Origin of the sequence: Stenotrophomonas sp. S41 (assembly GCF_016624625.1) — a bacterium.
GTDB lineage: Bacteria > Pseudomonadota > Gammaproteobacteria > Xanthomonadales > Xanthomonadaceae > Stenotrophomonas.
In genome coordinates, this window is record NZ_JACVTV010000097.1 from 1 (window position 1) to 17,890 (window position 17,890).

Below are 17,890 nucleotides of genomic sequence, written 5' to 3' on the forward strand. Positions count from 1 at the left end.
CTTAAAATGCAGACGCCCGATGCGATGCATCGGGCGTCCTTGGCCGCCTGACGGCGGCCGGATCATCCACACCATAGGTGTCAACCTATGGCAGGACGAGTCACTCAGGATCTTCTGCCCGCCCAGCTACCCATCCACTTACAGCGGTCGATTTTGGACGATCTGTTGCCGACTCAACCCTGCACCTCGGATCGTATCCACACTGCACTGCGGCCAATGCGGATGGAGCGAGGGAATCGGCCAGCCTTGATCTCGCCGTAGATGAAGGTATTTCTCACATCTGCCGCACGAGGGTCCAGCGGCAACAGTTCTTGCTCCGAGCCCGGAACGAAGGTTCCGAGGAAGGGGCGACGGCCGCGCATGGGTCGGTACCCGAGCCTTTTAGCGCGTTCGGCTATGAAACGTCATGGTGCCCCTGACGCCGCAATAGCCTCGCCGGGCAGCGTCCAGATTTCAATTCGATGAAAGCCTTTGATTTCCGAACCAAGTCAGTCGGATTTCACAGAAGCTGCTCAAAAAAAAGGACGCCCGAGGGCGTCCCTTTGATCTGGTGCTCAGATCCAGCACTTGAGCCATGCGAGGATCCCTAGCAGCCCTGTTCCGGCTTCGAAGCTAAATTGCTTCTTCCCCTTCCCTGGCTTTTCCCAGCTGGCTTCAATACGTAGTAGGGCCATGGGCTCTCCTATGTATCTGCTCCCTGACCCATGTTGGGTTAGCCGGAAGCGCGAGGCCAGTGGTCGCATTCCAACTTTATAGGCGTTGAGGGTACGACCACCGCTAACCTTACCGCCGAATGTATCCGACCATTCGATGCTCTGCAATCTAGGGCGCTGCGGACAAGTCATAAAGCGCCTGCGTTCCAGTGCATGCGGAGATCGAAGGTAGGACGCGAAGCCAGAGGCTTCGCCCTCCGGAATAATGGCCCAGCATAGGATTGTTGGGGTTTGGGCAGGCCAATGGTAGGCTTCGGCCATTCAGGGGCATGGATGTTTCCAATGGCAGTTCGGCTGGGGCGACTGGCGGTTGTACTAGAGGAAGGTACTACGGGCGATAGCAGGCCTGTCCGAGGCATGGTGCTTACACAGGAAGGAACTGTAGAAGCATGGGTGAAGCCAGTGGCTGATCTACAGAGGGTGCAAGTGGAAGTCGCCTGCAGTTTGCTAGGACAATTGCTGGATCTACCTGTTCCTGAGCCGCTCGTAGTCTTCATTGGCCCCGAGTTTGGCGGACCCAGTGTCGGGTTCGGTAGTGGCGCTGTCGGGCACCCCAACGTTGCTCGCTGGATGGACACCGAAGCTGATGTTGTTCTCAAACGCCTTAGGGAGTGGGCAAAAGTTGTGGATGCCGCTTGCTTTGATGAGTGGATCGGAAATTGCGATAGGCATCCAGGGAATCTGATCTACGATGGCCAGGGCTTCTGGCTGATTGATCATGACAAGGCGATGCACCCTCTGATTCAACTGGACGCTCTGTCGCCCGCTAACCAGCTATTTGACTTTGTCGTTCATGGCGCCGATGAGTCGAGGTTGCTGAAGTTGCAACAGCTTGTTGGTGCCTCGATGCACGATATGCAGAGATTCTCTGTGCAGGATCTTATTGACCAAACAGATTCTGCCGCATGGCCGCCAGCCACGCTGATTCCACTTCGCGACTGGCTTGCGGAGCGTCAGAATCATCTAGCGAGACTGGGCAACGATAGAGTTCCCGCCAAACAGCTTGGGGTGATCTGATATGTGGAATGGCATTAACATTGACGCCTTCCCAGCGGCTCCCTCCGGAACGTTTGCCTGGGCGCCGGTCTTCATCGAGCCAATGGTGGGGAGCGGAGAGAGAATCGCGGTCGCAATTGCCGCCTATTCCTTAGAGCATGGCGGCTTTGTTCAGCGCACAATCTCTGAAGCCACGCTTCATTGCATGTATGGCGTTCAGAGCTCGGCGATTAGTGGACTAATCGCCTTTGCTGTGGAATCGGTTCAAGAACACTTCTCCAATGGTGAGTCGCTGGAGAACTGGAGCTCGCCGTTTGCAGGGTGCGTACTGGGTCCAACTCGTACAGCTCTTGCTGGCAGTGCTGAGCAAGCAGCTCAACTAGGCGGAAAACTCATTGCCAGTCTATGGAGATCCAGCGAGCTTCAGGTGCAGGAACTGCGTGATCCAAGAACGACGATGGACACCGATCAATGGATGGCTCTAATCAAGGCGGAGGTCTTGGGTATTAATCCCGAGCTTGAAGCGCGATTCAATCGTGAAGTTCGCGTAAAACAAGGTGCGAGCCCAACCCGGATTGGCTATCTCGGTGAGAAGATTGCCGCGAATTTTGATGCTTTGGTGTCGTCTAACATGACCATCAGGCGCCAGCGCGCCAAGTCAAAGCTGATGGATCTCCAAGCACTGCGCAGGCATGACAGGCTACTCAATACCAGGCATTCCTACGAACTGATGTTGTGGGTTCCTCCAGCAAATAGTGCCGACTATTCGAATCAGCAGATCGACGTGGCGCGATCTGCGTTTCTGGAGTTGGAGGAGTTTGCAGATCGTGAGGACCTTCGTGTGCGTGACTTGAGTGACCCAGCCGGAGCCGCGGCGATCATCCTCCATGCCGAGGCCGCGTGATGGTTGCTTTGCGCGGTATTGTCCGAAAAATGGATGCGGTTGTTGCAGTAGCTTGACCATGTGTCCATTTGTCCTCACCTTTGTTCGAGCATGGCTCTTCGATTGCAGGCGGCCTTGGCTCTATCTCTGCTTTGGTGAGCTACAGCTTCCGCAGAGAGGTGGTCGGAAAAATCTGTTGTCTCACTAGACCAGTCCTTGAGCGATGGCCTGAATCCGAAAACCGTTATGTGGCCAAAGCCCATCCTTCTCAGCAGCTCAATCGGCGCGTCGAGATTTTCGTTCGCGCCTGACTGCTCCGGTCAAACAGCGGGGCGGATCGAAGGTACGCAAGGCGGCCAAGGGATGGTGGCCGCCTCAGCGCAGGTTTTACCCACGCCGGTAACGATCAGGCTTGTTATGGCACAACGGATAACTAGAGCACGACCGGAACGCCCCATGCGGCCCATTCCGCTCCACAAACACGCCCATCTTGCACACGGGGCAGCGTTCCTCGTTGATGGCCGCGCCTGAAATCCCGGTCACCTCCACAACCCCTTCCTCCACCAGCTCATCCAGGAAGGGTGAGTGCTTGCCCTGCAGCGTGAACATCACCACGCTTCGCCGCGCACGCGTCAGCGCCACATAGAACAGTCGCCGCTCTTCGCTCAGCGGGTAGGTATCCCCATCGGGCATCGCCAGCGACAGCACCGGGTCATCCGCGCGCAGGCTGGGGAATCCACGATTCACCATGCCCGGCAGGATCACGTAGTCCGCCTCGCGCCCCTTCGATCGATGTGCGGTCAGGAACTCAACGTCCATCGTGCTGCCAAACAGCGTCTTCCAATCCGCAGGCACTGCGTTGCGATCCGCCCGATAGCGACCCAGCACGAACACGCGAACGCGCCCATCGCGCCCCTGCGGCACCGTCCCGGAGAGCAACTGCTGATGCAGCTTGGCCAGGTACTGGCGCACACCGTCCTGTACTTCCTCGCGCCGGGACATCTGGAAGGCCTGCAGCACCGGTCCAATCGCTGGCGTCGAAGAACGCACCGCCTTGGCAATCTGCGCAGGATTGCGGCTGATGAAGCGGCTGGAGATGTCGCACAGTTCCTGCGGGCAGCGGAAGGTCTGCTCGAGCTTCAGCACCTGGGCGTGGCCCATCCACTCGCGGAAGCCGGTCATCACCGAAACATCCGCACCGGCGAAGCGATTGATCGACTGCCAGTCATCGCCCACTGCGAACAGGTGGCGCCCCGGCTGGCTGACCAGCGCACGGCAGAGGCGGGCGCGGGCGCGCGAGGCGTCCTGGAATTCGTCGGCCATCACCAGCTCGTAGGGCGATTCGTAGTGCCCTTGCTCCAGGATGCCGGCAGCCATGTTGAGCATGTCCTCGAAGTCGATGCCGCGCTCGTCCGCCAGCGCCTCGTCCCAGGCTTGGAAGACAGGTGCCGCGATTTCCAGGAACCGCCGATGCCGTTCCTTGAACTGGTCCTCGGGCATCTGCTGCAGACGCGCGGCCAGATCGTCCAGCGTCAGGCAGTTGCTCTTGGCGTGGGCAATGAAGGTCCGCATCAGGCCGATCAGGTCGGCATCCGGCATGGGCTTCGCGCCCTCGGTGGGCAACTCACGGTCGGGATTCGGGTCCAGCTCGACATCGGAGTCGCCGAGTTTCTCCGCAAGATGTTCCAGCGCATGCCCGCTGCGCAGGCCAAACGAGGTCGTCTCCACCAGTGCGGTGCCGCGCGCAACGTGCTGCTGGCGCTTCCAGTGCATGCCTTCAGCGTATTTGGCGAAATGCTTCGGCGGCTGGCCGTTGGCATCCAGCGCAAAGTGCTCGTGATACAGCGCTGCGTCCGGATAATAGAAGTCCGGCCGGTACTGGCGATGGGTATCGGTGGCGGTATCAAATTCGTAACGGCGCTCGTAGTCGTACGTCACGCCGTTGTAGAACAGCCAATCGGCGATGACACACTCTTCCAGGCTCTTCACCCGCTCGCCCTGCAGGGTGCGAATGTAGGGCGTGCCATCGCGGTCGTAGCCATCAGCCATCATCTCGGCGCCGAACGGCGGAAGATCACGCCCGAACACCAGCCGGAACATGTCCCACTGGGTACGGAAGTGGATCGAGCGGTCCTTCAGGTCGTCCACCAGCTCGGCCAGCTTGTTGAAGCCCAGCGTGGCGTCGATGGCCCATTCGGGAATGTCGGGCTTTCGGCCGGTTGCCTTGCCGATGATGGCCAGGCCCAGCGCATGGAAGGTGCGTGCCTCGACCACGGTGTCGCCCATGCCGAGCCGGTCGAAGGAGCGCTGCGCGCGCTCCTCCAGCTCCTTGGCCGCATCCTTGTTGAAGGCGAGCATGACGATCCGCTCGGGCTCGACGAACCCGCGATCGATGGCATAAGCAGCTTTGGCGACCATGGTGGAGGTCTTGCCGGAGCCGGCCGAGGCCACGACCTGCACGCAGTTGTCGAAGCAGATGACGGCGCGGGCCTGTTCCTCGGTCAGCGGTTTGCTTTCGACCCGGTCCAGGAAGTCCTTGGCCAGCACCAGTTCGCGCGTTGCCATGGTCGCATTGGCGTCGGCCCACACGGCGGGCCAATCCAGCTGCCAGTCGTGCAGGGCATCCAGCGCGGCACGATGGCTGTGCGAATGGAGATCGTCGTGCAGGTCCTCATCGAGGAACAGCCGTTCCAGCTCGGCAGGCGACAGGGGTAGCGCGGGGCGCTCTGCCAGCAGCGTCTGCTGCTGCTCGTGCGTGATCCAGCGGCGGCCGGCGCCGCCGCGGTCGGTCAGGGCGTCGGCCTCGGCCAGCCAGGACTGGATCTGCTCAAGGATGTCCGCAAAGAGCGTCTTGCGACCACGCGTTGTGCGCGCAAAGAGCACCTGCTGGACAGCCGTCGAAAGCTGGGAGGCCTCGCGGTTGGGCAGGCCATCCACGGACAGCGTGTCGCAGTCATCGCTCTGCAGTGCAACCCGGGCCCAGAACAGGCCCGGAAGAACCCGCACGCGCTGGCCATCATCGACGTGCTGGCGGTACTGCCGCCCTTCAATCAGAAGCTCGACATGCTCGCCATCCAGCCGCAGCCGCCAGTCCGGCGAGCGGGTCACACGCTGGCCCCAGCCCGAGGGGCGCCATTCCATAGACATCCAGATACTGCCTTGCGTACGTCACTGGGCGTAAAGCGCCCTTACAGCTCCATGATAAGGGGGCTTGGTGCCGTGCGCAGACCTTCTGGGTAAGGCAGCCAGCGATGGCGTTGCACCACCGCTGGCCCGATCGCCGTCAGGCGTTCACATCAACCACGATCCGCCCGCGCACCTTGCCCGGGATGATCTGCTCGTACACATCCAGCACCTCGGCCAAGCCGATCAGCTGCACCGTGCTTTCCAGCTTCTGCGGGTCCAGATCGGTGGCGAGGCGATCCCATGCACGCTGGCGCACGTCCTGCGGGGCATTCACCGAGTCGACGCCGGCCAAGGTCACGTTGCGCAGGATGAAGGGCAGCACGGAGCCGTGCAGCGCATCGCTCTGAGCCAGGCCGCAGGCCGCCACGGCGCCGCGGTACCTGGTTTCGGCAAGCGCGTTGACCAGGGTCGGGCCGCCGGCCACGTCCACCACGCCGGCCCAGCGCTCGGCGCTGATCGGCTTCTTGCGCGGCTCGGAAAGCTCCGCGCGGTCGATGATCTCCGCCGCGCCCAGGCTGTGCAGGTACTCGGCATGTTCGGGGCGGCCGGTGGCGGCCACCACGCGGTAGCCCAGCTTGGACAAAATGGCCACGGCAATCGAGCCCACGCCACCGTTGGCGCCGGTTACCAGCACATCGCCCTTTTCCGGGGTCACGCCCGCGTCTTCCAGTGCCAGCACGCACAGCATGGCGGTATAGCCGGCGGTGCCGATGGCCATGGCATCGCGGGTGGACAGGTTGCCCGGAATCTTGTTCAGCCACTCACCCCGTACGCGGGCGCGCTGGGCCAGGCCGCCATGGTGGCCCATGCTCAGGTCCCAGCCATTGAGCACCACGCGATCACCGGCCTTGAAACCGGCATTGCTGGATTCCAGTACCACGCCGGAAAGGTCGATGCCGGGAATGAGCGGGAATTTCTGGATGACCGGGCGCTCGTTGGTCAGCGCCAGCGCATCCTTGTAATTGAGGGTCGAATAATCAACCTGCACCAGGACATCGCCGTCCATCAGGTCGGCCTCGTCAAAATCCACCAGTTCGGTGGAAACACGGTCGTTGGTCTTGCTGGAAAGCAGTGCCTTGAACTTCATGGTGGTGCCTCACGTTCAGTGGATGAGGCCATGCTAGGCTCGCACCGTTATCGCAACAAGAACGATGATTTTTCGTAGGTACTATGATTTTCCGGAGTATGTATGCGTAGCAAGCGTTGGGACGGCAAGAGCGGCTGCGCCGTGGAAGTCACCCTCTCGGTGATGGGCGGGGTGTGGAAGCCGGTCATCCTGTTTCACCTGATGAAGCGTAAACGGCGCTTCATGGAACTGACCCGGCTGGTGCCCAACGCCACGCAGTCGATGCTGACCAGCCAGCTGCGCGAACTGGAGGCGGACGGCGTACTGATCCGCCACGTCTATCCGGAAGTGCCGCCGAAGGTGGAATACGAACTTTCCGAATTTGGCCGCTCGCTGGTGCCCGTGCTGCTGGCCATGCGCGAGTGGGGCGAAACCTATCGCGGTTACCAGAGTACGCGCGAGGACAGCTGAGGGCGCAGGTGTGTCGTATCCGCCACTGCTGGTGCACTGGATGGCGGCGGAAGGCGGATGAAGGCTGCAGGTCGGGAGCGCCATTCGATGGGCAACTCGACACTGCATGACGCAAGCGCCTCAACTACAGCGAAATAGGAAGTTCTCCGGCTTTTCAAGCGCCGAGCACTGCGCCAATCATCGCCTCGCCAAGGCACTCGCCCTGGCCGGGATTGGCGTCCCGAACTTACGTACCACTACCGGTCGCGCTTGCAGCTCTCGCTGCAGCCTCGACAATGCACCGCCTGCCAGTTCATGGCGGACGGTGCGTGGGGATCTCTCGATCCGCCGGCTTTAGTGGTACGTATCCGGCACGCCAACCCGCACCGTCCGCCACCTTGCATCTGCAGGTGGCCACACCGTGAGGTTGCCGCCATGTCTGACCGTCTTCCCGACTATCCCCGCCTGCACGCGCTGCTCGGCGCAGCCCTGCGCGATCTTCCCAATGCCGTAGCCGAAACGCTTGAGGACGCCCTCTGCGAATCCGCAGAAGGCGCGACATCATCCGCGTTCTTTGCACACCTCAAAGGCCACGGAAAAAACCTGCGTGCCGATGGCGAGGTGTGGACCGAAACCCGCCTCAGCCCCGGCCGGGCATTCGACCTGGCCTTGGCCACTCGCAGCGCTTCGGGCATCACCGCGTTGACCGCTGTGCTGCACGCCGCGCACGTGGCGCGGGAAAGCGATGACCCCGCGTGCTGCCCCTCCGCAGCGGTGATTGAAGGGCTGTTCCATGCCTGCCAGATGCTGTCGCTGCAGGTGGAGCGCAGCCTGGTGCCGTGAAGGTGGGGACGCCGTTCCTGTCCCGTTGACACCCGGTTCCCTATAGTGGCCCCGGAACCCTGCTATGGAATGGCCATGCACGTGATGTCCCCCGGCCGCTGCCTGGCACTGGCACTTGCTGTCGCAGTAAGTGCCAGTGCATGCGCACGGCCGCCGTCCAACGAACACGAAAGGAATCCTGCCATGTCGGGCGCAACCCAGACCGGCCGTACCCTCAATGGGCATACCTACACCGACGCACCGGTGGATGTGAAACTCGGTCCGACGACGTTCCGGTTCCCCGCCAATTATCTGGACAGCCAGATCGCGCCCTGGCCGGGCGAGGGCGTTACCCTGGTGATTGAATGGCCGGATATGAAGCCGACGGCGCCAGGCGCGCGGGCCGATCCCCGGACCAATGATTTCCGTAAGGAGATTTCGGTCAGGATCAACTACGTTGACCGTGTTCCCGTTGAGGGGTTGCTGGAACGCTATGCGTCCAATGAATCGATTACCGAGGCTGGTTCGTTGGAACGGGAAGACCCCCGGGAGCGGCATGACGACGTAACCGAAGCCTCACGCCGCCTTTGCAACTCCGCGTGCGGCCATTGCTAAGTTCGCTTGCAACCCATTCAAGGAATTCAGCAATGACCCGGACGTCCCCACTTGTCCTGCTCGGCCTCTGCCTTTCCCCGGCGCTGGCCTTCGCCCAATCCGACCGCCAGGTGGCCGAAGACATGGTCACTCGTGCCGCCAACGTCTGCCCCGGGCACAGCACCGAGCGCACTGCGCCTACCGTGAAGAAGGTGCCGGTGGGCGCGCTGCGGGTGATGCTCGAGCGGGGTCTGGTGATGTGCCCGGACCGCCGGTTGGATGCTTCTGCGCCGGCGGTGTTCTACGGGCGTGTGGGTGTGTTCGGGTGGAACCCGGAAGTGCCGGCGGCAGCGACGGTCGTCGTGGCGAAGATCGACCAGATGACCCGCAAGGATGAGTACCCGGTGGAGACGCTGGTGTGGGATGCGAAGGGGACGGCGTTGACCCAGCAGACCGTGCCGGCGTTCGAACCGCGGCCGGGTGCGGCGGTGTTGTACAAGGTGCGTTGATTTGGCCGGATTGGTAAATGCCCACCTTGGTGGGCGCCTCGGCTTTCGCGCGCGGTGACGGAGCCGTGCCCACCAAGGTGGGCACCTACCAGAGCGCTATGAGGTGGGCGGCCGACAGCGGTGGCGCGATGGAGGAAGTGCGTTCCGCTGCGGAGCGCAGGTTCAGATCCGCAGCGTAAGCACCGTGCCGGCGCCATCGGAGCTGGTGACGCTCAGCGTGCCGCCGTGGGCCTTGGCGATCTGCGAGGCGATGTAGAGACCCAGCCCGAGGCCGGCATCCAGGCGCCGCTCCTGCGGTCGCGCAAACGGCTCGAACATCTGTGCCAGCTGCGCTGTAGGAATGACGCCCTGGTTGGCGACGCTGATCTCGATGCCGGCGCCGTCGCTGCGCCCATGCACCCGGATCGGCTGGTCCGGCGTGCCGTGCACGGCGGCGTTGATGACCAGGTTGGCCAGCAGCTGGCACAGCCGTGCGGCGTCGCACATGAAGGTCAGTGGCAACTGCAGGTCCACCTCGCAGACGCGCTTTGGATACGGGCGCATGGCCTCGCGGCAGGCCATGGCGAGGATGCCGGACAGGTCCGACCACGGTTCCAGCTTCAGCGCAATGCCGGTGCCGAGGCGGCCCCGCGCGAAATCCAGGGTGACATCGATCAGCTCGGCGATGCGGTCGGCACTGTCGTTGATATGGCCCAGCACCTTCTGCTGCGAATCGGTCAGTGCACCCAGGCCCAGCAGGTCGACGCCGGCACGGATGGCCTGCACGGGGTTGCGCAGGTCGTGCGCCAGCACGCCGATGAATTCCTCGCGCTGCTTGGCCACCCGCTGCAGCTCGGCATTGGACTGCTCGAACTCGATCAGCTGCCGACCGACCGATTCTCCCTGCGCCTTCAGGCCATCGATGGTGCGGCTGTCGGCATCGTGGCTGAGGATGGCATCGATCTGCGCCGCCACCAGCTTCGCCAATGAGTTCAGCGACTGCACGCGTTCCTCGTCCACCGGGCGGGGCTCAGGGTCCAGCGTGCAGAGCGTGCCGAAAATGGAGCCGTCGTTCAGCACCAGCGGCACCGAGAGGAAGCTGCGGAAACCATACATGCCCGGGATGGGGCTGCACTGGTAGTCCGGATGGCTTACTGCATCGGCAAACCATACCGGCATGCGCGATGCGCGCACTTCCTTGCAGAAGGTACGGTTGACGTCGAGCAGCATGCCGCTGGAAATACCGAGGCCCGCGCTGTCGATGCTCTGGATCGAGCGCGCGGAGGTGTCGGTCACTTCAGCCACCAGCGCCACGCGCATGCCGGTCAACGCGCATGCCAGGTCCAGCGAGGGCCGGAAATCAATTCGAGTAGGCATGGGGGATCCGGACAGACTGCAGTGTGTATGTAGAGTCGAGCTTGCTCGACTGGCTTGCGCGCACGGCCATTGTAGTCGAGCAAGCTCGACTCTACGTTCAATGCAGTCGAGCAAGCTCGACTCTACGCGCCGGGAACCACCGCTCCGAATCGTTCGCTGAACGCTTCAGCCGTCATCGGCCGGGCCAACACGAAGCCTTGGATTTCATCGCAGCCCAGTGCCTGCAGCCGTGCGACCTGCTCGGCACTCTCCACGCCTTCGGCCACTGCTGCATATCCCAACCGCTGCGCCAGGCCGATGATCGCTTCCACCTTCAGCGCGGCACGCGGGTCCACGCACAACCGGTCGATCACCGTCTTGTCCAGCTTGAGCGTGCTGATCGGCAGCTCGGTGAGGTAGCCGAAGTTGCTGTAGCCGCTGCCGAAATCATCCACGGCGATGCGCAGCCCCGCGGCCGCCATCTGCCGCAGCTGCTGGCCGGCGGGAGAGTCCACGCGCAGCCACTGGCTCTCGGTGATCTCCACTTCGATATCCGCGCAGGAAAGCCCTTTCTGTTCGATCGCGCGGATCAGCCGCAGCGCCGCGTCTTCCTCGGCCATGTCGCGGGCCGAGTAGTTGATCGACAGCGTCAGGCCAATGCCCGCTGCGCGCCAGGCCGCACACTGGTCCAGCGCCTGGTCGATCACCCAGCGGGTGATGCCCTGCATGACCGCCGTACGTTCGAACACCGGGATGAACTCGGCCGGGCTGACCGCGCCCAGCTGCGGGTGGTCCCAGCGGATCAGCACCTCGGCCGCCACCGGCGTCAGGTCCGAGGCGCGGAAACGCGGCTGGTAGACCAGGTGGAACTGCTTTTCCTGCAGTGCTTCGCGTGCATCGGTGGCGAGTCGATAGCCCCGCCGCGTGCGCGCATCGCGGGTCTCCGAATACCAGCGGAACACCGAGCGGCTGTTGATGGCGGCGTTCAGCCCCACCAGCATGCGGCGGATGGCCTCGTCGGCGTTGTGCTGGCCCAGGGTGATGCCGCATATCCCTGCGTGGAACGAAGGCGCCATCGGCACCTGCGCGGCCATCATCGGTCGGGTCAGTCGTTCCTGCAGTTCGCCGACCAGATCTTCGACCGCCTTGGACGACGACAGCTCCACCACGAACGCAAACCGCGCCACGCCCACGTGGTAGACCTCGGCCATGCCGTCGAGCGCCACGCACAGGCGCACGCCGATACGACGGATCAAGGTTTCCAGCGGTGCCATGCCCAGCACCTGGCCGGCCTCGGTGGCGGTGGTCGCATCGAAGACATCGATCAACACCGCATGCAGGAAGGTGTCCGGTTCGCGCTCGGCGTGGGCGGCGAAGTCCAGGGCGAACTGATGCCGGTCGGGCAGGCCGCTGACGGGATCGCGGCGGCCCGTCAGGGCACGCAGCTCCAGTTCGTTCATCGCGGCGCTGGCCAGGGTCTGCAGCTGCCGACGCTCCGCTTCGGACAGCTGCCGGGGAGCGTCGTCCATGATGCAGAACGCACCGATGGCCACGCCGTTGCGCGCAACCAGTGGCGCACCTGCATAGAAGCGAAGCTGCGCTGGACCGGTCACCAGCGGATTGCTGGCGTGGCGTGGGTGCGCGCGAAGATCATCGATCACCAGCGTATCGGCGGAACCAATCGTCGAGGCGCAGATTGAATCGCGGATATGGGTCTGGGTGGTGGCCAGCCCCTTGCGCGAGACCAGCCGCTGGCGATCGACTTCCAGCAGCGAAACGAACGCAACGGGCACGTTGAAGGCGTGGGTGGCGAGCTCGGTAAGGTTGTCGAGGGCGGCACCGGAGACGGCGCCCAAGGCATTGAGTCCGGCCAGGGTGGAGAGGCGTTCTTGTTCGGGGGAGGGCATCAGGACCACATCAGAACGTACAGGGGGACTGCACAGGCGAAGCGACCGCCGCAGCGCAACCACCATGGCGCGCTGCTGCTATCGGGGGAAGGGGCGCAGGCTGCTGCGTTCTGAATGCTTCAGGCCTGCCGCGCGATGGTAGTGCGCGGCAGATGCGGGCGGTGTGAGCGCCCGCCATGGCCCATGCCCCTCAGGCCGCGCGCCTGAGGGCGGGGGTTGCCTGGGCCGAGACCCGGAACACGGCCGCCGCCTGGTCCAGGTCTGCCGCCTGTCCCGCCATCGCGCGGGCCGCCGCGCTGGCTTCCTCGACCAGTGCGGCGTTCTGCTGGGTGGCCTCGTCCATCTGCGCGATGGTCTGGTTGACCTGCTCGATGCCGGCCGCCTGCTCGACGCTGGCCTGGGCAATCTGCTGCACCAGATGCCCGGTCTGGCCCGCGGCGTCGGTCAACTGGCCGATGGCGGCCTCGGTCTGGCGGGCGATGCCGATGCCGGCCTCGACCCTGCCGGTGGATTCATCGATCAATGCCTTGATGTCCTTGGCCGAAGCCGCTGCGCGCTGTGCCAGCGTGCGCACCTCGCTGGCCACCACCGCAAAACCACGACCCTGCTCGCCGGCGCGCGCCGCTTCGACCGCTGCGTTGAGGGCGAGGATGTTGGTCTGGAACGCGATGCCGTCGATCAGGCTGACCATTTCGCCGATGCGCAGCGACGAGGCATTGATCTGCCCCATCACCCGCACCACGTCCTGCACCGCCTGGGCGGTCTGCTGCAGGGCTTCGCCGGCGCTGCGCGAGGCCGCATCGGCCTGCTGTGCGTGCTCGGCATTCTGGCGCACGGTAGAGGTCAGCTCCTCCATCGAGGCCGCAGTCTCTTCCAGGTTCGCGGCCTGGCTTTCGGTGCGTCGTGACAGGTCGGCGTTGCCCGCGGCAATCTCATCGGACGCGCTGGCGATCGAGCCGGAGGCTTCCTGGATGCGGCGGATGATGGCCGCCAGATTCTCAGCAGTCCGGTTGGTGTCGCGCTGCATGGTAGCGAACACACCCTGGAAGTCGCCCTCGATACGGCGGGTCAGATCCCCTTCGGCCATGGCACCAAGCACCTTGGACAACGCGCCGAGGCTGCCGTCAGCGGTGGCCATCAGGCGGTTGAGGTCTTCAATCATGCGGCGGAAATCGTGACGGTAGGCCGTGGCATCGCCACGCACGCTGAAATCGCCGGCCGCTGCCGCCGTCGCCAGACGCTGGATATCCTGATTGATCGCATGCAGGCTGGCCTTGGCGGCATCCATCGATTCGTGCAGGATCGCGCGGCTGCCCGGCAGGCGTCGTGCGTCCCGGCTCAGGTCACCCTGCGCGTACTGGTTCAGCACGTCGATGGCATCGACGATCGCATCCAGATGCTCGAACACCATCGTGTTCATGCCCTGCGCCAGTTCGCCGTAGACGCCGGGGAAATCCACCGGCATGCGGTGGCTGATGTCCTCGGCGGCATGCTTGCCGATCATCAGCTGGGTCTGCTGCGAGAAGCGTTGCAGCAGGCCGACCATGCTGTCCGTGGCCCGCAGCATCTGGCCCACTTCATCGGGGTTGTCATCCTGGTGACGGACGCTGAGGTCGCCGCGGGTGACCGCATTGATCGACGCCTGCACCTGGGCCAGCGGGCGGGTCAGGCTACGCGAGATCAACCACGCCGCGATGATGCCCAGGCCCAGGCTGAGGACGCCGAACAGGCTGAGCAGTGCCGTGGTCCTGGCTGCCAGCGCCTGCATGTCCCGGGCGGCTTCTTCCACCAGTTTCTGCTGCAGATCGGCGAACTCGGCGAGCGCCGCGTTCCAGTCGGCAGCCGCGGGGCCAGCGCGGGTCAGCAGCTCGGTGCTGGCGGCATCGAAGTCGCCGGCCTGCATCGCTGCATCCAGGTCGCGGTTGAGTGCGACGGTGGCCTGCTGCTTCTGCGCGACCTTGCCGCGCATCGATTCGGCGAGCGGGCTGGTGGCCGGGCGCTCGGTGAAGTGGGCCCAGATCTGGTCATAGCGCGCGGACATCGCGTGCGCCTTCGCCAGATCGGCCTTCAGACCCTGCCCGCGCTTGATCAGCATGTCGCGGCGCAGCAGCAGCAGCTCCTTGTTGATGATGAGCATGTCGTACAGCTCGCCCATGCGGGTCACGCGCACGTTCACCGCGTTGTCGAACTGTTGGCGCTGCTGGTAGTTGCTGTGCAGGGCGATCGCAAGAATGGTGGCGATCAGAAGAAGCAGGATGGAAAAGCCCGCAGTGAGGCGGGTGCCAACCTTGAAGCGGCGCAGCGTGTACATTTTGTGAAGTCCGGTAGTCGTTGTAGGCCCGACTGCCGGGCGTGTCTGCACAGGAGACAGTCCCGGCAAGCAGTACAACGGTAGCGGCGGCGCAGGCTGAAGCTTTAGCGCCACGGTTCGGATTTTTTCTGGAAGCGCCTGCGGATCAGGCGATGCAAAGCACGAAGACCGCTGACAGCGCGAGCATCAGCACGAACACCCGCCGACTCAGGGCCAGGCAGGCGAGGCCCGCGGCCAATGCCCAGGCGCCCAGCAGGACGCAGGCCAGCAGCCACAGGCCCATGCCCATCAGCGAGCCGGACACCACGCCGGACAGCGCCAGTGCCTTGAACAGGCCCACGCCCAGCACGCTGCCGAGCATTCCTGCCTGCAGGGCGACGGCATCATGGCGGGCAGGGGCAGGGCGGTGACGCATGGGCTGCACTGTGCAGCAAGGCACATCCACGCCATGTGTTTTTTGCGGTTCAGCGGGAGCGCGACGAAGGGGTCAGGGAAGGGGTCGGATCCCTTTCCAGCGGAAAGGGCTCTGACCCCGGATCTCCAATCAGGCGCGGGGGTCAGAGCCCTTGCCTTTGGCAAGGGATCCGACCCCGGGCCCATCACTCACGCATCGTCATCCAGCGCATCGCCATCCCAATCGGGCAGCGCATCGTCGGCACCCGCAGCGTCGGGGTCCACCGGCTCCAGCAGGGTGTAGTCATCGCGATGCGGGTTGCGGATGCCCAGGCCGACATACGCAGCCTCGAGCGCCGCGGTATGCGCGTGCCGTCGCAGCTGCGCCGGGGTGGTCAGCTCGCCCCTCAGCCAAGCCGCGGCAGCCGCGGGCTCCACAAACACCGGCCCATCGGCAGACAGCGGGGCCGGGATCGCCGGATTGCCATCGGTCAGGATCGAGAATGTGTCGCGCATGTCGCCGGCCTCGTCCTGCCAGTGCTCCCATAAGCCGGCCGCCAGCAGCGCCACCCCATCCTGTCGCTGGACGAACATCGGCCACTGTGGTCGTCGCTGCCGGTCCCATTTGAAATAGCCCGTCATCGGCACGATGCAGCGACGCTTGCTCCAGGCATCGGCAAAGATGCGGCTGCGCGGGGCGCGTTCCAGCCGGGCAGTCACCGTGGTGTAGGGCGTGGACGGCTGCTTCGACCAGCGCGGCACCAGGCCCCACTGCATCTCTGCAACGACCGTCGTGGCCTTCGTATCGGCGGCGCCCGCCGCCCAGACCCGGGCGTGGCCGTCCTTGCCGATGTTGTAGCGCGCATCCGCCGTTGCCAGTGCTGCCGACACGTCGCCGGGCAGGGCAGCAGCAAAGCTGTCCACGTCCACGAAGGCCTGCACGAAACGCCGCATGCCCGCTCCGTCGCCGCCTCAGCGCGGCGGATGTCCCTGCAGCAGGTCGCGTCCGCGCGGGGTCAGGTCGATGTCGCCGTCTTCCGCCTGCACGGCAAGGCCTGCCTTCACCGCCCAGGTGGCGGCGTCACTGTCCACGCGTTCCGCATCGGCAATGGCCTGCAGGATCCGGCGCTGTGCATCGGTCAGCGGCGCGTCCATGTTCATACACCCAACACGCGCGGCAGCTGCCAGTCGGACACGCGGGCATTGCTCACGGCCTGGTGGCAACCGCAGTCGTCACAACGGAAGAGGGTGCCGCCGGGCAGGTGCAGCAGGTTGCCTTCAGTAGACGAGGTCGTGGCGTCGCAGTGGTTGCAGGTCACCGTCAGCGACGTGATGCGTTCCACCCCGCCGGCCATGTTGAAGACGGCCTCGAAGGCGCGAATGGCGAAATGACCGGTGTCCGACATGGGGAAGGGGGTGCCAGGAAGAAGGTGTATTCATCGTCACACTTTCCCCTGTGACGGCACCGTCAGCCCGATGCGGCGGCGAGGTCAAATCCAGCCGCGTGGCAACAGCCCCTGCCACCGGCAAGGGCTGCGTGCAGGACCTCAAGCGGCCTTGCGGCGGCGGTCGACCAGCATCGACACGCCCCACAGCAGCAGGCCGCCGATGGCGGTGGCGGCACCGACATAACCGGTGGTGGCCGGGCTGAAGCCGGCGCTGATGGCCATGCCGCCCAGCCACGGACCCAGCGCGTTGGCGGTATTGAACGCCGCGTGGTTGGAGGCGGCGGCCAGCGTCTGCGCCTCGCCGGCCACGTCCATCAGGCGGGTCTGCAGCACGGCGGCCAGCGCACCCATGGTGCCCACGGTGATGATCATCGGGCCGATGGTCCACACCGACTGCGCGGCCAGCGGGTACAGCAGCAGCATCACGATGGACCACACCAGCACGACGGCGGCGGCGTTGAAGTGGAACTTGTCCACCAGCCAGCCGCCGGCGATGTTGCCGATGATCGCGCCGATGCCGAACACGCCCACGGCCAGCGGCATCCACGATTCGGCCACGCCGGTCACCTGCACCAGGGTCGGCGCGAGGTAGGTGAAGACACAGAACATGCCGGCAAAGCCGACCGCGCCGATGCCTAGCGCCAGCCACACCTGGGTGGTGTTGAACGCGCGCAGCTCACGCATCGGCGAGGTACGCACCTCGTCCGGATCGGGCAGCAGGAAGCGGGCGATCATCACCACCGTGGCGATGGCCAGCACGCTGACCAGGGCGAAGGCGGTGCGCCAGCTCAGCTGCTGGCCCAGCCAGGTGGTCAGCGGGTTGCCGATCAGGATCGCGATGGACAGGCCCAGCAGCACCCGTGACATCGCCTGGCCACGCTGGCCGGCCGGGCTGATGGCCGCGGCCACCAGCATCGCCACGCCGAAGTAGGCACCATGCGGCAGGCCGGCGACGAAGCGGGCGATCAGCATGGTGCCGTAGTTGGGGGCCAGGGCGCTGGCCAGGTTGCCCACCGCGTAGAAGCCCATCAGCGCCAGCAGCAGCTTGCGGCGCGGGAACGAGGCGCCGATGAAGGCGAGGATCGGCGCGCCGACCACCACGCCGATGGCGTAGGCACTGATCAGGTGGCCGACCTGGGTCTCGCTGATCGACAGGCCGCGGCTGATCTCCAGCATCAGGCCCATGCTGGCGAATTCACTGGTGCCGATGGCAAAGCCACCCAGCGACAGGGCAAGGATGATCCAGGTGCGCTGACGCGGCGTCAGCGCACCTGGAT

Annotated in this window: 16 protein-coding genes and 1 pseudogene; 6 read left to right on the forward strand and 11 right to left on the reverse strand. The window is 64.5% G+C overall.

The annotated features are described in order from the left end of the window. Positions 1-173: 173 nt before the first annotated feature. Entirely contained in the window at positions 174-362 is a 189-nt protein-coding gene (locus IAE56_RS16840; protein ID WP_234456150.1) for an AlpA family phage regulatory protein, read from the reverse strand. Positions 363-1,283: 921 nt separating this feature from the next. Between IAE56_RS16840 and IAE56_RS21165 the strand changes: the two genes are divergently transcribed. Then, positions 1,284-1,730, forward strand: a complete 447-nt coding sequence (locus IAE56_RS21165) for a hypothetical protein (protein WP_234456151.1) — start codon at positions 1,284-1,286, stop codon at positions 1,728-1,730. A gap of 1 nt (position 1,731) precedes the next feature. Beyond that, positions 1,732-2,613 (forward strand): hypothetical protein, encoded by an 882-nt coding sequence (locus tag IAE56_RS16850; RefSeq protein WP_234456152.1) that lies wholly within the window; start codon positions 1,732-1,734, stop codon positions 2,611-2,613. Between the two features lie 366 nt (positions 2,614-2,979). Here IAE56_RS16850 and IAE56_RS16855 read toward each other — a convergent pair whose 3' ends face one another. Next, positions 2,980-5,733, reverse strand: a complete 2,754-nt coding sequence (locus IAE56_RS16855; RefSeq protein ID WP_200753305.1) for a UvrD-helicase domain-containing protein — start codon at positions 5,731-5,733, stop codon at positions 2,980-2,982. Positions 5,734-5,875: 142 nt separating this feature from the next. Beyond that, positions 5,876-6,865, reverse strand: coding sequence for an MDR family oxidoreductase (locus tag IAE56_RS16860; protein WP_200753306.1), 990 nt, complete (start codon positions 6,863-6,865; stop codon positions 5,876-5,878). A 102-nt stretch (positions 6,866-6,967) separates the two neighbouring features. Between IAE56_RS16860 and IAE56_RS16865 the strand changes: the two genes are divergently transcribed. The 4 genes and pseudogenes from IAE56_RS16865 to IAE56_RS16880 all read left to right on the forward strand — a co-directional run bounded on the left by IAE56_RS16865 (position 6,968) and on the right by IAE56_RS16880 (position 9,219). Further along, on the forward strand, positions 6,968-7,315 hold the full coding sequence (locus IAE56_RS16865) for a winged helix-turn-helix transcriptional regulator (RefSeq protein WP_108769196.1): 348 nt from the start codon (positions 6,968-6,970) through the stop codon (positions 7,313-7,315). 414 nt (positions 7,316-7,729) lie between these two features. Beyond that, positions 7,730-8,137: a hypothetical protein gene (locus IAE56_RS16870; protein WP_200753307.1), complete on the forward strand. Its 408-nt coding sequence runs from the start codon at positions 7,730-7,732 to the stop codon at positions 8,135-8,137. A gap of 75 nt (positions 8,138-8,212) precedes the next feature. Continuing rightward, positions 8,213-8,671: pseudogene (locus tag IAE56_RS16875) on the forward strand (hypothetical protein); the annotation flags it as partial. 92 nt (positions 8,672-8,763) lie between these two features. Continuing rightward, positions 8,764-9,219: a hypothetical protein gene (locus tag IAE56_RS16880; protein ID WP_200753308.1), complete on the forward strand. Its 456-nt coding sequence runs from the start codon at positions 8,764-8,766 to the stop codon at positions 9,217-9,219. 162 nt (positions 9,220-9,381) lie between these two features. Here the strand turns inward: IAE56_RS16880 and IAE56_RS16885 are convergent, their stop codons facing one another. From IAE56_RS16885 to IAE56_RS16920, 8 genes are all read right to left on the reverse strand, one after another. Further along, entirely contained in the window at positions 9,382-10,575 is a 1,194-nt protein-coding gene (locus IAE56_RS16885) for a GAF domain-containing sensor histidine kinase (protein WP_200753309.1), read from the reverse strand. Positions 10,576-10,697: 122 nt separating this feature from the next. Next, the gene (locus IAE56_RS16890) at positions 10,698-12,461 is read right to left on the reverse strand and encodes an EAL domain-containing protein (RefSeq protein WP_200753310.1); all 1,764 of its coding nucleotides are present in this window, start codon (positions 12,459-12,461) and stop codon (positions 10,698-10,700) included. A gap of 190 nt (positions 12,462-12,651) precedes the next feature. Then, complete coding sequence (locus tag IAE56_RS16895; protein WP_200753311.1) at positions 12,652-14,772, reverse strand: methyl-accepting chemotaxis protein; 2,121 nt, start codon at positions 14,770-14,772, stop codon at positions 12,652-12,654. 145 nt (positions 14,773-14,917) lie between these two features. Then, on the reverse strand, positions 14,918-15,187 hold the full coding sequence (locus tag IAE56_RS16900; protein WP_200753312.1) for a hypothetical protein: 270 nt from the start codon (positions 15,185-15,187) through the stop codon (positions 14,918-14,920). A gap of 188 nt (positions 15,188-15,375) precedes the next feature. Continuing rightward, positions 15,376-16,119: an SOS response-associated peptidase family protein gene (locus tag IAE56_RS16905; RefSeq protein ID WP_200753313.1), complete on the reverse strand. Its 744-nt coding sequence runs from the start codon at positions 16,117-16,119 to the stop codon at positions 15,376-15,378. An 18-nt stretch (positions 16,120-16,137) separates the two neighbouring features. Next, the gene (locus IAE56_RS16910; RefSeq protein ID WP_200753314.1) at positions 16,138-16,326 is read right to left on the reverse strand and encodes a hypothetical protein; all 189 of its coding nucleotides are present in this window, start codon (positions 16,324-16,326) and stop codon (positions 16,138-16,140) included. Next, positions 16,323-16,571 (reverse strand): hypothetical protein, encoded by a 249-nt coding sequence (locus IAE56_RS16915; RefSeq protein WP_200753315.1) that lies wholly within the window; start codon positions 16,569-16,571, stop codon positions 16,323-16,325. Before IAE56_RS16915 ends, IAE56_RS16910 begins: the two co-directional genes overlap by 4 nt. Before the next feature lie 141 nt (positions 16,572-16,712). Further along, on the reverse strand, positions 16,713-17,879 hold the full coding sequence (locus IAE56_RS16920) for an MFS transporter (RefSeq protein ID WP_200753317.1): 1,167 nt from the start codon (positions 17,877-17,879) through the stop codon (positions 16,713-16,715). Between the last annotated feature and the right edge of the window lie 11 nt (positions 17,880-17,890).

Excerpts from the sequence above, each read along its gene's own strand:
- IAE56_RS16855 (WP_200753305.1), bottom strand. The coding sequence starts at position 5,733 with ATGGAATGGCGCCCCTCGGGCTGGGGCCAGCGTGTGACCCGCTCGCCG.
- IAE56_RS16890 (WP_200753310.1), bottom strand. The coding sequence starts at position 12,461 with ATGCCCTCCCCCGAACAAGAACGCCTCTCCACCCTGGCCGGACTCAAT.
- IAE56_RS16905 (WP_200753313.1), bottom strand. The coding sequence starts at position 16,119 with ATGCGGCGTTTCGTGCAGGCCTTCGTGGACGTGGACAGCTTTGCTGCT.
- IAE56_RS16865 (WP_108769196.1), top strand. The coding sequence starts at position 6,968 with ATGCGTAGCAAGCGTTGGGACGGCAAGAGCGGCTGCGCCGTGGAAGTC.
- IAE56_RS16895 (WP_200753311.1), bottom strand. The coding sequence starts at position 14,772 with ATGTACACGCTGCGCCGCTTCAAGGTTGGCACCCGCCTCACTGCGGGC.
- IAE56_RS16850 (WP_234456152.1), top strand. The coding sequence starts at position 1,732 with ATGTGGAATGGCATTAACATTGACGCCTTCCCAGCGGCTCCCTCCGGA.
- IAE56_RS16885 (WP_200753309.1), bottom strand. The coding sequence starts at position 10,575 with ATGCCTACTCGAATTGATTTCCGGCCCTCGCTGGACCTGGCATGCGCG.
- IAE56_RS16900 (WP_200753312.1), bottom strand. The coding sequence starts at position 15,187 with ATGCGTCACCGCCCTGCCCCTGCCCGCCATGATGCCGTCGCCCTGCAG.
- IAE56_RS16870 (WP_200753307.1), top strand. The coding sequence starts at position 7,730 with ATGTCTGACCGTCTTCCCGACTATCCCCGCCTGCACGCGCTGCTCGGC.
- IAE56_RS16860 (WP_200753306.1), bottom strand. The coding sequence starts at position 6,865 with ATGAAGTTCAAGGCACTGCTTTCCAGCAAGACCAACGACCGTGTTTCC.
- IAE56_RS16880 (WP_200753308.1), top strand. The coding sequence starts at position 8,764 with ATGACCCGGACGTCCCCACTTGTCCTGCTCGGCCTCTGCCTTTCCCCG.
- IAE56_RS16910 (WP_200753314.1), bottom strand. The coding sequence starts at position 16,326 with ATGAACATGGACGCGCCGCTGACCGATGCACAGCGCCGGATCCTGCAG.
- IAE56_RS16840 (WP_234456150.1), bottom strand. The coding sequence starts at position 362 with ATGCGCGGCCGTCGCCCCTTCCTCGGAACCTTCGTTCCGGGCTCGGAG.
- IAE56_RS21165 (WP_234456151.1), top strand. The coding sequence starts at position 1,284 with ATGGACACCGAAGCTGATGTTGTTCTCAAACGCCTTAGGGAGTGGGCA.
- IAE56_RS16915 (WP_200753315.1), bottom strand. The coding sequence starts at position 16,571 with ATGTCGGACACCGGTCATTTCGCCATTCGCGCCTTCGAGGCCGTCTTC.